The 15,591-nt window shown below is 47.2% G+C and carries 11 protein-coding genes; all 11 read right to left on the bottom strand.

Features of this window, described 5'->3' with window-relative positions:
* Positions 1-8 precede the first annotated feature (8 nt).
* Complete coding sequence (gene rplB / locus G006_RS0118975; protein ID WP_020484805.1) at positions 9-836, bottom strand: 50S ribosomal protein L2; 828 nt, start codon at positions 834-836, stop codon at positions 9-11.
* Positions 837-869: 33 nt separating this feature from the next.
* A complete protein-coding gene (rplW, locus tag G006_RS0118970) occupies positions 870-1,169 on the bottom strand; it encodes a 50S ribosomal protein L23 (protein WP_020484804.1) in 300 nt (99 codons plus the stop codon).
* Positions 1,166-1,786, bottom strand: a complete 621-nt coding sequence (gene rplD, locus G006_RS0118965; RefSeq protein WP_020484803.1) for a 50S ribosomal protein L4 — start codon at positions 1,784-1,786, stop codon at positions 1,166-1,168. Before rplD ends, rplW begins: the two co-directional genes overlap by 4 nt.
* A 3-nt stretch (positions 1,787-1,789) precedes the next feature.
* Entirely contained in the window at positions 1,790-2,440 is a 651-nt protein-coding gene (rplC, locus tag G006_RS0118960; protein WP_020484802.1) for a 50S ribosomal protein L3, read from the bottom strand.
* A gap of 30 nt (positions 2,441-2,470) precedes the next feature.
* On the bottom strand, positions 2,471-2,782 hold the full coding sequence (gene rpsJ / locus G006_RS0118955; protein WP_020484801.1) for a 30S ribosomal protein S10: 312 nt from the start codon (positions 2,780-2,782) through the stop codon (positions 2,471-2,473).
* A 5-nt stretch (positions 2,783-2,787) separates the two neighbouring features.
* Entirely contained in the window at positions 2,788-3,978 is a 1,191-nt protein-coding gene (gene tuf, locus G006_RS0118950) for an elongation factor Tu (RefSeq protein ID WP_020484790.1), read from the bottom strand.
* Between the two features lie 26 nt (positions 3,979-4,004).
* Entirely contained in the window at positions 4,005-6,098 is a 2,094-nt protein-coding gene (gene fusA, locus G006_RS0118945) for an elongation factor G (RefSeq protein ID WP_026147171.1), read from the bottom strand.
* A gap of 23 nt (positions 6,099-6,121) precedes the next feature.
* Positions 6,122-6,592: a 30S ribosomal protein S7 gene (gene rpsG, locus G006_RS0118940; protein ID WP_020484799.1), complete on the bottom strand. Its 471-nt coding sequence runs from the start codon at positions 6,590-6,592 to the stop codon at positions 6,122-6,124.
* Positions 6,593-6,606: 14 nt separating this feature from the next.
* Entirely contained in the window at positions 6,607-6,981 is a 375-nt protein-coding gene (gene rpsL / locus G006_RS0118935) for a 30S ribosomal protein S12 (protein WP_013820393.1), read from the bottom strand.
* Positions 6,982-7,131: 150 nt separating this feature from the next.
* On the bottom strand, positions 7,132-11,331 hold the full coding sequence (rpoC, locus tag G006_RS0118930; protein WP_020484798.1) for a DNA-directed RNA polymerase subunit beta': 4,200 nt from the start codon (positions 11,329-11,331) through the stop codon (positions 7,132-7,134).
* A 73-nt stretch (positions 11,332-11,404) separates the two neighbouring features.
* Positions 11,405-15,481 (bottom strand): DNA-directed RNA polymerase subunit beta, encoded by a 4,077-nt coding sequence (rpoB, locus tag G006_RS0118925; RefSeq protein ID WP_020484797.1) that lies wholly within the window; start codon positions 15,479-15,481, stop codon positions 11,405-11,407.
* Between the last annotated feature and the right edge of the window lie 110 nt (positions 15,482-15,591).

The raw sequence follows: 15,591 nt of genomic DNA, 5'->3' as shown, positions 1-15,591 counted from the left end.
AATACCTCTTATTTTTGCTTACGGCGTCTGACAATCATGTTGTCAGTACGTTTGTTTTTTCGAGTTTTATAGCCTTTTGTAGGCGTTCCCCAAGGAGAGACAGGGTGTCTACCACCGGAGGTTCTACCTTCACCACCACCATGTGGATGGTCTACAGGATTCATCGCTACACCTCTAACAGTAGGTCTAACACCGCGCCATCTTTTCGCACCAGCTTTTCCTAACGAAATAAGATTGTGCTCAGAGTTGGAGACTTCGCCAACTACACCTCTGCAATCTGACGGGACTTTCCTCATCTCTCCAGAACGAAGCCGGATGGTGACGTATGCGCCATCTTTAGCAACCAATTGAACAGAGGTTCCAGCGCTTCTTGCAATTTGAGCGCCTTTTCCTGGCTTCAGTTCGATACAATGAATTGTGGTGCCCAAAGGCATATTCCGCAGAGGCATACAATTTCCAGGCTTAACCGGAGTCGTTTCAGCACTCAATATCTCTTGGCCTATCTCGATGCCTTTTGGCGCGATTATATATTTGCGCTCGCCATCTTTAAAAAGAATCAGCGCTATATTCGCAGTTCTGTTCGGATCGTATTCGATACGCTCAACTAGCGCGGGAATATCAGTTTTGTCGCGTTTAAAGTCTACTATCCGATAGAATTTTTTGTGTCCGCCGCCAATATGGCGAGTCGTTATTCTACCTAGATTGTTACGACCACCGGTATTGTTCTTTTTGTCAAGTAGTTGTGCAAATGGCTTACCCTTATGCAAATCATTATTTTGTACACGCACTACAAACCGAGAACCCGGAGATGTCGGTTTTGATTTTAGAATAGCCATGCTCTTCTACCGCTCCTTATTTGCTTTAAAGTATTATGCTGTCGCTAATTCAATGTTATGACCGGGCTGAAGCTTAACATAAGCTTTTTTCCAGTCGGATCGCTTGCCCAATGTACGTCCGAATCGTTTAATTTTTCCTTTAACATTCAGAACACGAACGGCAGCTACTTCAACACCAAACATCAATTCAACTGCATTTTTAATCTGCAATTTAGTTGCAGACTTTTTTACTTTGAATACAAACTGATTACTTTGGTCAGCCGCGTTGGAGCTTTTCTCCGACACAATTGGCGCATACAGAACGCTTGCTAGTTTGATTTTTTCAATGCTCATGCCAAACGCTCCTCAATCTGTTTCAGCGCTGCTGCTGTCGCAATTACCTTATCCGCAGAAACCAAGGACACTGGGTCCACACTACTTGGAGTAACTACCGCTATATAAGGGATGTTTCTAGCCGCCAGAATTAAATTTTCATTTAAGTCATCCGCAACCACTAACAATCTTTTCGCATCGATACCTTTTATCTTGCTCAAAAAGTCTTTTGTTTTTGGTGTCGCCGGCGTTATGTCGTTGCATACAGCCAACCTACCCTGTCTCAACAACTCAGAAAAAATAGACCTAATACCAACCTTATACATCTTCTTGTTCAACTTCTGATCAAAAGATCTTGGTTGAGCTGCAAATGTAACACCGCCTGTACGCCATACCGGGCTCCTGGTTGTTCCTGCGCGCGCACGACCAGTACCTTTTTGACGGAAAGGCTTAGCACCACCACCACTTACCGCCGCGCGGTTTTTTTGGCCTTTAGTGCCCGCTCTTGCTGCTGAAAGATATTTGGTTACCAGTTGATGCACCAACGTTTCGTTAAAATCCTGTCCGAATACCGCCTCGGAGACATCGAGCGCCTGTGCTGAATCTTGATTATTGATTGCAGGTATTTGCAAAGTCATAAATTAACCTTTATTTAACATTTTTACTGCAGGGGTGATCACTACATCACCACCCTTGGCACCAGGCACAGCGCCTCTGACTAAAATCAGGCTCCGCTCAGCATCTACAGCATGGATAGTCAAATTCTGTATTGTAGTTTTGACCGCCCCCATGTGTCCGCACATTTTCTTACCTTTAAATACTCGGCCCGGAGTTTGATTCATACCGCTAGAACCTGGAACCCGATGGGAACGTGAGTTACCGTGCGTCGCATCTTGCGTTCTGAAATTATGGCGCTTAACTGTACCGGCAAAACCTTTACCAATGCTAGTACCGGACACATCGACGACCTGCCCAGCTTCAAACACATTAACTTTTAACTCCGTCCCTGCAGAAAACTCGCCAGCCTCGCTCTCACTTAGCCTAAATTCCCACAGACCACGACCTGCGGTGACATTGGCAGATGCGTAATGCCCAGCCATTGCTTTGTTGACTTTTGAAGACTTAACATCACCCGCCGCTACCTGAATAGCGCGATAACCATCAGTTTCAATGCTCTTCACCTGTATAACTCTGTTAGAGTCTATATGAAGTACGGTAACAGGTACCGAAGAGCCATCTTCGCAAAAAATTCTGGTCATACCACATTTACGACCAATAAGACCTATTGACATCTGCCAATCCCTCTAAATTATTACTTGCTGCTATTTAAGCTTAATTTGAACATCGACCCCAGCCGCCAGATCCAACTTCATCAAGGCGTCAACAGTCTTATCGGTTGGCTCAACGATATCAAGCAACCTTTTGTAAGTTCTCAGTTCATATTGATCACGAGCATCTTTATTAACATGCGGTGAAATCAATACAGTAAAACGTTCTTTTCTAGTAGGCAAAGGAATAGGCCCCTTAACTTGGGCGCCTGTTCTCTTCGCTGTTTCTACTATCTCACCCGCTGACTGATCAATCAATTTATGATCAAACGCTTTTAATTGGATTCTGATAGTTTGATTGGCCATCTTGATTACTCGATAATAGAAGCAACAACACCCGCACCAACGGTGCGACCACCTTCGCGAATCGCAAAACGTAAGCCGTCTTCCATCGCAATCGGTGAGATTAGTTTTACGGTAACAGCGATGTTATCGCCTGGCATCACCATTTCCACACCTTCTGGCAAATCAACCGCACCGGTTACGTCGGTTGTTCTAAAGTAGAACTGCGGACGGTAGCCGTTGAAGAACGGGGTATGACGACCACCCTCTTCTTTGGACAGCACATAAATCTCTGCTTTAAAGTGAGCGTGTGGCTTGATGGAGTTAACATGCGCCAATACTTGACCACGTTCAACATCTTCTCTTTTGGTACCACGCAACAGGACACCGACGTTATCACCCGCTTGACCTTGATCGAGCAGCTTGCGGAACATTTCCACACCGGTGCAGGTCGTTTGAACGGTGTCTTTGATGCCGACGATTTCAACTGCTTCGCCCACTTTGATGATGCCACGCTCAACACGACCGGTTACTACGGTACCGCGACCTGAAATTGAGAACACGTCTTCGATGGGCATCAAGAATTTGCCGTCGATCGCACGCTCTGGCTCAGGAATGTAACTATCCAGGGCCTCAACCAAGCGGACTACGGATTGTACACCAATTTCGCTTTGCTCGCCTTCTAAAGCTTTCAATGCAGAACCCACAATAATAGGGGTATCGTCACCAGGGAATTCATATTGATTCAACAGCTCACGAATTTCCATTTCGACAAGCTCAATCAGCTCGGCGTCGTCTACCATATCTGCTTTGTTCAAGAACACGACAATGTAAGGCACACCGACTTGACGTGACAACAGGATGTGTTCGCGCGTTTGCGGCATAGGACCGTCCGCAGCCGAGCAAACCAGGATGGCGCCGTCCATTTGGGCCGCACCGGTAATCATGTTTTTAACGTAGTCAGCGTGACCAGGGCAGTCAACGTGGGCATAGTGGCGGTTGGCTGACTCATACTCTACGTGTGAGGTAGAAATAGTGATACCGCGCGCACGTTCTTCCGGGGCGTTGTCGATTTGATCAAAAGCCTTGACCTCGCCGCCTTGCAGCTCCGCCATTACTTTTGTTAATGCCGCTGTCAATGTGGTTTTACCATGGTCAACGTGACCAATGGTGCCAACGTTTACGTGCGGTTTCTTTCTTTCAAATTTTTCTTTAGCCATGATTCAATACCTGATATGTAAAAAATTTAAGATACTTTTCTAATAATCGCTTCCGCAATATTTGCAGGTGCTTCGTTATATCTTTCAAACTGCATACTGTACGTTGCCCTACCCTGAGTCGCCGACCTTAGATCCGTGGCATAACCGAACATTTCAGCAAGAGGCACTTCGCACTCTATTACTTTTCCGGCCGGAACATCTTCCATTCCATGAATAACACCTCTCCGTCGATTAATGTCACCCACTACCTCACCCATATAGTCCTCGGGGGTTACTACCTCGACTTTCATAATGGGCTCCAGCAACGCAGGATTTGCAGTCTTAGCCCCATCCCTGAAGCACATAGATCCTGCTATCTTGAAAGCCATTTCATTCGAATCGACATCATGATATGAACCATCGAATAAACTAACCTTTACATCAACAACCGGAAAACCAGCTAAAACGCCGTTCTCCATTTGCTCTTGCACACCTTTATCTATAGCTGGAATATATTCCTTTGGAATAGCTCCACCAACCACTTCACTCACAAATTCATAGCCCGAACCACGCTCCTTTGGTTCTAACCTGAGCCACACATGTCCATATTGACCCTTGCCTCCTGACTGCCTTATAAACTTCCCTTCACACTCTACGACGCTCTTAATTGTTTCCCTGTATGCAACTTGCGGCGCGCCCACATTTGCCGCAACGTTAAACTCTCTTTTCATTCGGTCAACGATAATTTCAAGATGCAATTCACCCATGCCCGAAATTATTATTTGACCCGATTCCGGGTCACTACCGACTCTAAAGGACGGATCTTCTTGGGCTAACTTGGCTAGCGCAGCTCCCATTTTATCTTGATCTGCTTTTGTTCTTGGCTCTACAGCCACGGCAATAACCGGCTCAGGGAATTCCATTTTCTCGAGCAAAATCGGCTTCTCAATATCACAAAGCGTATCGCCGGTTGTTACGTCTTTCAGCCCAATAAACGCCGCGATTTCACCCGCTCTTACTTCACTGATTTCAACGCGACTGTTGGCATGCATCTGCACAATGCGTCCAACCCTTTCCTTTTTACCCTTACCAGCATTTAAAACCACATCTCCAGACTTGACCAATCCAGAATAAACCCTGAAAAAAGTCAGTGTTCCAACAAATGGATCTGTGGCTATTTTAAATGCCAAGGCTGAGAAAGACTCATCATCAGAGGCGCTGCGAACGACATTACTCTCCGCATCCGATAGACCTTCTACGGGCTTTATATCGAGAGGAGACGGCAGAAAATCTATCACGCCATCGAGAATACACTGCACACCTTTGTTCTTAAACGCCGACCCACAATAAGCCGGGACCAACTTATTCTGCAGAACCTGCGCTCTTATACCCTGCTTTACTTCTTCGTTTGTCAAAACACCTTTTTCAAGGTATTTATCCATCAATTCTTCAGATGCGTCAGCGGCGGCCTCAACCATACGTTCACGCCACTCTCTTGCGCGATCTTGCAGTTCTGCTGGAATTTCCATTTCCGTAAAGCCTACACCCATGTTGGCATCTTCCCAGTAGATAGCCTTCATTTTCAGCAAATCTACAACACCTTTAAAACTTTCCTCTGCCCCAATGGGCAGTTGCATCGGCACTACGACACTACCTAGCCGCGTCTTAATTTGCTCAACGACGCGCAAAAAATTAGCCCCGGAACGATCCATTTTGTTCACAAAAGCCAGCCTAGGCACATGATACTTGTTCGCTTGACGCCACACTGTTTCCGACTGCGGCTCTACCCCACCTACAGCACAAAAAACAGCGCACGCACCGTCCAACACACGCAACGACCGCTCCACTTCTATCGTGAAATCAACATGCCCTGGCGTATCAATTATGTTGATCCGATGCTCTGGATATTGCTTTTCCATACCCAACCAAAAGCACGTAGTCGCCGCAGAGGTGATTGTTATCCCTCTTTCTTGCTCTTGCTCCATCCAGTCCATAGTAGCGGCGCCATCATGGACCTCGCCCATCTTGTGAGAAACACCCGTATAAAACAGAATTCTCTCGGTGGTTGTTGTCTTTCCAGCATCGATATGAGCCATGATGCCTATATTACGGTAACGCTCTATAGGCGTCTTACGAGCCACAACAACAATCCAATCTAACTTTATTACCAGCGATAATGAGCAAACGCTTTATTCGCTTCCGCCATTCTATGCGTATCTTCGCGTTTCTTTGCTGCCGCTCCACGACCTTCCGACGCATCCAACAACTCACCTGCCAACTTAGCAGCCATGGTTCTTTCGTTGCGCTTGCGCGCAGCATCAATTAACCACCGCATCGACAACGCCAACCTTCTAGCAGGACGCACCTCTACAGGCACCTGATAAGTCGCACCGCCAACCCGGCGGGATTTAACCTCAACCCGTGGCTGGACATTTTCCAGTGCTTTTGCAACCAAATCTAAAGACTCTTTATGGCCTTTACCTTCAATGACATCCAACGCACCGTAAACAATTTTCTCAGCGACAGACTTCTTACCATCTTCCATGATCATATTCATGAATTTTGACAACATATCGCTACCAAAACGCGGATCCGGATTAATGACTCTTTTTGCAGCAACTCTTCTTCTTGACATCTGTTATCAACCTTTTATTTCTTAGGTCTTTTCGCGCCATATTTGGAGCGACCACATTTTCTATCCTTAACACCAGAAGTATCGAGACTTCCCCGAACCACGTGATAGCGAACACCAGGTAAATCTTTTACACGACCACCCCGAATCAACACCACGGAATGCTCCTGAAGATTATGACCCTCGCCACCGATGTAACTACTTACCTCGGCACCATTGGTCAACCTCACCCTTGCAACTTTACGCAAAGCCGAGTTCGGCTTTTTAGGGGTTGTGGTATAAACTCTGGTACAAACCCCGCGTCTTTGCGGACAAGCTTCCAACGCCGGAACGTTAGTCTTCTCTATTTTTTTAGCACGAGGCTTACGGACCAATTGATTGATCGTGGCCATTCTTAACTACTCCGAATATGCAATGTTTAATAAGCAATAAAGAAATCTGCGCAATCACAGATCAATACAGCTCCGCCCAAACCTATTGGCTGATGTGAGCAGAACATAATACCTTTACAATAGAACCAGGTCAAGCATTTTTGAGAATCTCTACTCTACATTCAATGCTTGTTTCAAAGCCTCTTCAACGTCAACCGCTTCAATGGCCTGGGTAGCCGTTTCTGAGCTGGAGCCAGAGTCCGCAGCTCTTCTCTTACGCCGTTGTTCATGGTAAGCCAAACCAGTACCCGCTGGAATGAGACGCCCAACAATTACGTTCTCTTTCAAGCCATTCAAGCTATCGCTGATGCCTCTTACCGCAGCATCGGTCAATACACGAGTTGTCTCCTGGAACGACGCCGCCGAAATAAATGACTCAGTGGCCAACGACGCTTTCGTGATGCCCAACAACAAAGAATCGTAGCTAGCCGGAATCTTCCCTTCTCTTTCAACTTGGTCGTTAACCGCGTTAATCATGGTGCGCTCGACCTGCTCCCCCTTAACAAAATCGGTATCACCAGACGCGGTAATCTCAACTTTTCTGAGCATTTGACGGATGATTGCCTCAATGTGCTTGTCATTGATTTTCACACCTTGCAAACGATAGACATCCTGAATTTCTTTTACCAGATAGTCCGCCAACTCTTCGATACCACGTAATCTCAAGATGTCATGCGGGGTCAATTCACCTTCAGCGATGGTTTCGCCCTTATCGACAAACTCACCCTCGAACACAGTGATATGGCGCCATTTTGGAATCAATGTTTCGTATTGCTCGCCTTCCGAATCAGTGATGATGACGCGCTGCTTACCCTTAGTTTCTTTACCAAAGGAGACCATACCGGTTGCCTCGGCCAAAATCGCAGGATCTTTGGTTTTCCGGGCTTCGAACAAATCAGCGACCCGTGGCAAACCACCGGTAATATCCCGAGTTTTACTAGACTCTTGCGGAATTCTCGCCAAAACGTCACCAACCTTTACTTCCCCACCGTCTTTAACACCGACGATAGCGCCTGCCGGCAAGAAGTATTGGGCGGGAATATCAGTTCCCGGCAAATTGATTTGTCCGCCTTGCTCATCGAGAAGACGAACCATAGGCCGCAACTCTTTACCAGCGGAGCTTCTTTGCTTAGGATCGGTAACCACTCGCGAGGTTAAGCCGGTTACGTCATCCGACTGTTCTTGAACAGTAATACCGTCCATAAAATCGATCAGCTGAATAAACCCGTCTACCTCGGTAATAACTGGATGGGTGTGCGGATCCCAATTAACGATGATGTCGCCGGCACTGACAGGACTACCGTCACCAACAGACAATACAGCGCCGTAAGGTATTTTGTAACGTTCGCGCTCACGACCGTAATCATCCATCACCCCAACCTCGCCTGACCGCGATACGGCTACGAGATTGTTTTCTCTGTTCTTCACAGTTTTCAAGTTATTGAGCTTCGCAGTACCGCTCGATTTAACCTGAACGTTACTGACCGCGGCAGACCGGGAGGCAGCACCTCCGATGTGGAACGTCCGCATCGTTAACTGAGTACCCGGCTCACCGATCGACTGCGCCGCTACAACGCCAACAGCTTCGCCAATGTTGACTAAATGGCCGCGTCCCAAATCACGACCATAGCATTTGGCGCACACGCCTTGCCGCGATTCACATGTAATCACTGAGCGTACCAACATTTTATCGACGCCGTTATCCTCCAGAACCGTGACCAGATTTTCATCGATCATCGTGCCCGCAGGAATTAGAACGTTGTTGCCGGCTGGATCAGTTACATCCATTGCAGCAACCCGTCCCAGTACGCGATCAACCAATGGCTCGACAACGTCGCCGCCTTCGATAATCGGCATCATGGTCAGGCCGTTTTGCGTACCGCAGTCGGATTCGGCAATCACCAAATCCTGCGCGACGTCAACCAAACGGCGGGTCAAATAACCCGAGTTAGCGGTTTTCAGAGCGGTATCGGCCAAGCCTTTTCGCGCACCGTGGGTTGAAATGAAGTACTGTAATACGTCCAAACCTTCACGGAAGTTCGCGGTAATTGGGGTCTCGATGATGGAGCCATCCGGCTTAGCCATCAAACCACGCATACCCGCCAACTGTCGAATCTGTGCCGCAGAACCCCGCGCACCGGATTCAGCCATCATAAAGATAGAGTTGAACGACTTTTGTTTTACTTTCTCGCCTTTTGAGTTGACAACTTCGTCTTCCCCCAAGCCTTCCATCATCACTTTGGCGACCTGATCATTGGCGCGGGACCAAATATCGACAACCTTGTTGTAGCGCTCGCCGTCGGTAACCAAACCTGAGGCGTATTGATTCTGGATTTCGTTAACTTCAGCATCGGCTGAACGGATGATGTCGGCTTTTTTGACCGGAATTTCCATGTCTTCAATACCGAAGGATACGCCTGAACGAGTCGCGTATTTGAATCCCAGATACATGATCTTATCTGCCAACATCACGGTTTCTTTGATACCGAGATAGCGGTAGCTATAGTTGATCAGCCGGGATATGTTCTTTTTGGTCATGTCCACATTGACCAATTCGTATGGCATGCCGTCAGGAACGATGCCCCAAACAATTGCACGGCCAACCGTGGTTTTCTTTCTACTGACTATAGTTTCAAAGTCACCTTCCGGAGTTTTTAACTTCTCCGTCACACGTACTTCGATTTTACTCTGCAATTCAATAGCTTTAGCGTCCAGAGCTAGCATTACCTCGGACAAATCGCCAAACACACTACCCTCGCCTACCGCATTGATTTTCTCACGCGTGATGTAATACAAACCCAATACCACGTCCTGGGACGGATTGATTACAGGCTCACCGTTGGCGGGTGACAAAATATTGTTAGTCGCCATCATCAAGGTACGCGCTTCGAGCTGAGCCTCGATCGACAACGGAATATGCACGGCCATTTGGTCGCCGTCAAAGTCTGCGTTAAACGCACTACAAACTAATGGATGCAGCTGAATGGCTTTGCCTTCGATCAAAATCGGCTCGAATGCTTGAATACCCAATCTATGCAAAGTCGGGGCACGATTCAACAGCACAGGGTGTTCGCGAATTACCTCTTCGAGAATATCCCACACTTCGGCGCCTTCCCGTTCTACCATTTTTTTGGCAGCTTTGATCGTTGTCGCCAAACCGCGTAGCTGCAATTTGCTAAAAATGAAAGGTTTAAACAGCTCCAGTGCCATTTTTTTTGGCAAGCCGCACTGATGCAGTCTTAATGTCGGGCCGACCACGATAACCGAACGTCCCGAGTAATCGACACGTTTACCCAACAAGTTTTGCCGGAAACGACCCTGCTTACCTTTGATCATATCGGCCAAAGATTTCAACGGACGTCTGTTGCTACCGGTGATAGCACGACCGCGGCGACCATTATCTAACAAGGCATCGACAGCCTCTTGCAGCATGCGTTTTTCGTTGCGAACGATAATGTCTGGCGCGTTCAGGTCCAACAAGCGTGTCAAACGATTGTTTCTGTTGATCACCCGGCGATACAAATCATTCAAATCAGACGTCGCAAAGCGACCACCATCCAGCGGCACCAATGGGCGCAACTCGGGCGGCAATACTGGCAACACCGTCATAATCATCCATTCTGGACGATTATTGGAAGCCAGCAGGGAATCGATAACTTTCAGACGCTTCGAATATTTTTTGATTTTGGTATCGGAATTCGTCGCGTTGATCTCTTCCCGCAGCGTGTTGATTTCTTCTTTTAAATCAATTGACTTGAGCAAATCATAGATGGCTTCTGCACCCATTTTTGCCACAAAATCATCGCCGTGCTCTTCAACGGCGTTCAAATATTCTTCGTCGGTCAGCAGCTGGCCTTTTTCCAAAGGCGACATGCCCGGATCGATCACTACGAATGTTTCGAAATACAACACCCGCTCGATAGAACGCAGCGTCATATCCAACAACAAAGCAATCCGAGAAGGCAGTGATTTCAGAAACCAAATATGCGCAACCGGGCTGGCCAAATCGATATGGCCCATTCGTTCCCGGCGCACCTTAGACAGGGTAACTTCGACTCCGCATTTTTCGCAGATGACACCGCGATGTTTTAGGCGCTTGTATTTACCGCACAAACACTCGTAATCGCTGATCGGTCCAAAAATCTTGGCGCAAAACAGGCCATCACGTTCCGGCTTAAAGGTACGGTAATTGATTGTCTCAGGCTTTTTAACTTCACCATAAGACCAAGAACGAATCATGTCCGGCGAAGCCAATCCAATGCGGATATTGTCAAAATCATCTGTACGACCTTGACGTTTTAAGAAATTCATTAAATCTTTCAAGAGCTTATCCCCTTTAAATGTTATCCGATATTGTCCAGAATCTATCTCGCAAAGAACAGAATTAATCTTGTTCCATTTCGATATTCACTGCTAGCGAACGAATCTCTTTCACTAAGACATTGAATGATTCCGGCATGCCGGCTTCCATTGAATGGTTGCCATCGACAATGTTTTTATACATTCTGGTTCTGCCTGTGACGTCGTCGGATTTGACCGTCAACATTTCTTGTAACGTATAAGCGGCACCGTAAGCTTCGAGCGCCCAAACCTCCATCTCACCAAAACGTTGGCCACCGAATTGGGCTTTACCGCCCAAAGGCTGTTGTGTTACCAAACTATATGGGCCGGTTGAACGTGCATGCATTTTGTCGTCCACCAAGTGATTCAGTTTCAGCATGTACATGTAACCCACTGTAACTTCACGCTCAAACGGTTCGCCCGTTAAGCCATCATAAAGCACGGTTTGTCCATGTTCCGGCAAATCCGCTAAACGCAACATTGTACGAATATCTTCTTCGGAAGCACCGTCGAATACAGGAGTCGCCATCGGCACACCGGCGACCAGATTTACCGCCATCTCCAGAATTTCTTTATCGGTGAATGAATTAAGATCTTCTTTTCTACCGCTGCAATTGTAAATTTTCTCCAAGAAACCACGAATTTCGACGACTTTTGCTTGAGCTTCAAGCATCTTACCGATCTTGATACCCAAACCTTTGGAAGCCCAACCCAAATGTGTTTCCAGTACCTGTCCAACGTTCATACGCGACGGTACACCGAGTGGGTTTAATAGAATGTCGACAGGATTGCCGTCAGCTGTATAAGGCATATCTTCAATCGGTACGATTTGCGAGATAACACCTTTGTTACCATGGCGACCCGCCATTTTGTCGCCGGGCTGAATGCGTTTTTTCACGGCCAAATAAACTTTGACCATTTTCAACACACCTGGCGCCAAATCGTCGCCCATCGTGATTTTTTTCTTTTTCTGCTCGAAACGTTCGTCGAACTCTTTACGTTGCTGCTCTACATGCTCGGCAACAGTCTCCAACTGCACATTGACATCTTCGTCCTGTGTGCGAATTTTCAACAACTCTGAGGGAACCAGTCCATCGAGGTAATCGGCAGTAATCTCTTCGCCTTTTTTCAAGCCATTCGGGCCTTTTTCAGCCTTTTTACCGGCTAACAAAGTTTTTACCCGCGCAAAAATATCGTGCTCGACGATTTTCAGCTGGTCGTCCAAGTCTTTCCGGTAACGCTTGATTTCCGCATCTTCGATTTCCAATGCTCGCTTGTCTTTCTTCACACCATCGCGGGTGAAAACTTGCACATCGATCACCGTACCGCGAACATTGCCGGGTACGCGCAGAGAAGTATCCTTAACGTCGGCCGCTTTTTCGCCGAAAATCGCTCTCAGCAGTTTTTCTTCCGGCGTTAATTGCGTTTCGCCTTTTGGCGTCACTTTACCAACCAGAATGTCGCCGCCTTTCACTTCCGCGCCCACATAAACGATGCCGGATTCGTCCAGTTTGGATAAGGCTTCTTCACTAACGTTTGGTATATCCGCAGTAATCTCTTCGGGGCTGTGTTTGGTTTCACGCGCTACGCAGGTTTTTTCTTCGATATGAATCGTGGTAAAACGATCTTCCTTTACCACCCGCTCTGAAACCAGAATCGAGTCTTCGAAGTTATAACCGTTCCATGGCATGAAGGCGATCAACATGTTTTGACCAAGTGCCAATTCGCCTATGTCGGTCGATGGACCGTCCGCCAAAATATCGCCGGCTCTAACTATGTCACCGAGTTTAACCAGTGGTTTCTGGTTAATGCAGGTGTTTTGGTTAGATCGGGTATATTTAATCAAGTTATAAATATCGACACCTGGTACGCCAGCTACCGTTTCATTATCGTTTGCACGTACCACGATGCGCGCTGCATCGACCGCTTCGATACGACCGCCGCGAGTCGCAACTACGGTTACGCCAGAGTCTTTGGCCACTACGCGTTCCATACCGGTACCAACTAAAGGCTTCTCAGCGCGCAACGTCGGAACGGCTTGCCGTTGCATGTTAGAACCCATCAAAGCCCGGTTCGCGTCATCGTGCTCAAGGAACGGAATAATCGATGCTGCCACGGAAACGATCTGTTTGGACGATACGTCCATATACTGCACAGTTTCGGAGGAGGCCAAAGTAAATTCGTCTTTGTAACGGCAAGATACTAAGCCTTCAACCAATTTGCCGCTTTCGTCAACCGCAACGCTGGACTGCGCAATAACGTATTCGCCTTCCTCAATAGCCGAGATGTAATCGACCTGATCGGTAACTTTGCCATCGACCACTTTCCGATAAGGGGTTTCCAGGAAGCCATATTCGTTGGTTCTAGCATACACCGACAGAGAGTTAATCAAACCGATGTTCGGTCCCTCTGGCGTTTCGATAGGGCAAACCCGACCATAGTGAGTGGTGTGAACGTCACGAACCTCGAATCCAGCGCGTTCTCTGGCCAAACCACCTGGTCCCAAGGCCGAAACTCGGCGTTTATGAGTGACTTGCGACAGCGGATTGTTTTGGTCCATAAACTGCGACAGCTGGCTAGAACCAAAGAACTCTTTGACCGCAGCGGAAACTGGTTTCGCATTGATGATTTCCTGCGGCATATAGCCTTCGGAATCCGCCAAAGTCAAACGCTCTCTGACAGCCCTTTCAACTCGTACTAAACCGATACGGAACTGGTTCTCGATCATTTCCCCAACAGAACGTACGCGTCTGTTACCCAAATGATCGATATCGTCTACGGTACCGTTACCATTTCTGATCTTGATCAGTTCTTTCAGTACATCGATGATGTCTTCTTTGCTTAGAGTCCCTAAGCCTTCTGTCTCTTCACGACCCAGGCGACGGTTAAATTTCATCCGTCCAACAGCTGACAGGTCGTAACGCTCGTCGGTAAAGAACAGGTTTTCGAATAAATTTTCCGCAGACTCGACGGTAGGCGGCTCGCCAGGACGCATCATACGATAAATTTCTACCAAGGCTTCCAAGCGATTTGTGGTGGTATCCAGGCGCATCGAATTGGAGATATACGGCCCCCTATCCAAATCGTTGACATACAGGGTGTTTATCTCGGTAACACCTGCGTCGATCAATTTTTGCAATAAATTATCGGTGATTTCGTCGTTAACACTGGCCAACAACTCGCCAGTGGATTTATCGACAATATTGTGGCCCAGAATTTTTCCATACAGATAGTCTCTAGGCACTTCGATTTCAGTGACACCGGACTTTTCCAGTTGACGAACATGCTTCGCTGTAATTCTGCGACCTTCTTCGATAACAACGTTACCGTCGTGCTTAATATCGAAAACAGCCATTTCACCACGCAACCTATCCGGAATAACGTGGAACATCAATTTTTCGGCGCTCAATGAGAACTTGTTGGTTTCGAAGAAAATGTTGATCATTTCTTCGTTTTCATATCCCAAAGCCCGTAACAAAATAGTAGCCGGAATTTTTCTACGTCTGTCTATACGCACATATACGGCGTCTTTATGATCGAATTCAAAATCCAACCATGAGCCACGATACGGTATTACCCGTGCATTGAACAGCAATTTACCGGACGAATGGGTTTTACCTTTGTCGTGATCGTAGAATACACCGGGAGATCTGTGCAACTGCGACACAATGACCCGCTCAGTACCGTTAATCACGAAAGTGCCGTTATCGGTCATTAGCGGAAGTTCGCCCATGTAAACTTCTTGCTCTCTAATGTCTTTAACGACCTTGGTATTGGCAGGCGCGTCTTTATCATAGATAACTAAACGTACTAAAACGCGCAACGGAGCTGAAAATGTAGCACCGCGCTGTTGACATTCTCTTACATCGAATGCGGGTTCCCCCAAGCGATATTTAACGTACTCCAATACGGCATAGCCGGAATGACTTACTACCGGAAAGACACTGGAGAATGCGGCATGCAGCCCCTGATTACGTCTTTTATCCGGCTCTATGCCGGACTGCAAAAAATTTGCATACGAATCAATTTGTGTTGCCAAAAGATAGGGGACTTCCAATACTTCGGAACCCTTCCCAAAATTATTACGGATACGCTTTTTTTCGGTAAAAGAATAGGCCATATTGCTTCTATACCTTCGTCGTCAGAGATTATTTACTACTGTTTTAGAAACAGTAAAAGGCCGACGGCAAAATGCCGTCAGCCCGGTTTGGTAGGCTTATGCCTGGTATG

The organism is Methylomonas sp. MK1, assembly GCF_000365425.1.
Lineage (GTDB): Bacteria > Pseudomonadota > Gammaproteobacteria > Methylococcales > Methylomonadaceae > Methylomonas.
This window is presented reverse-complemented; position numbering and strand designations above follow the sequence as displayed.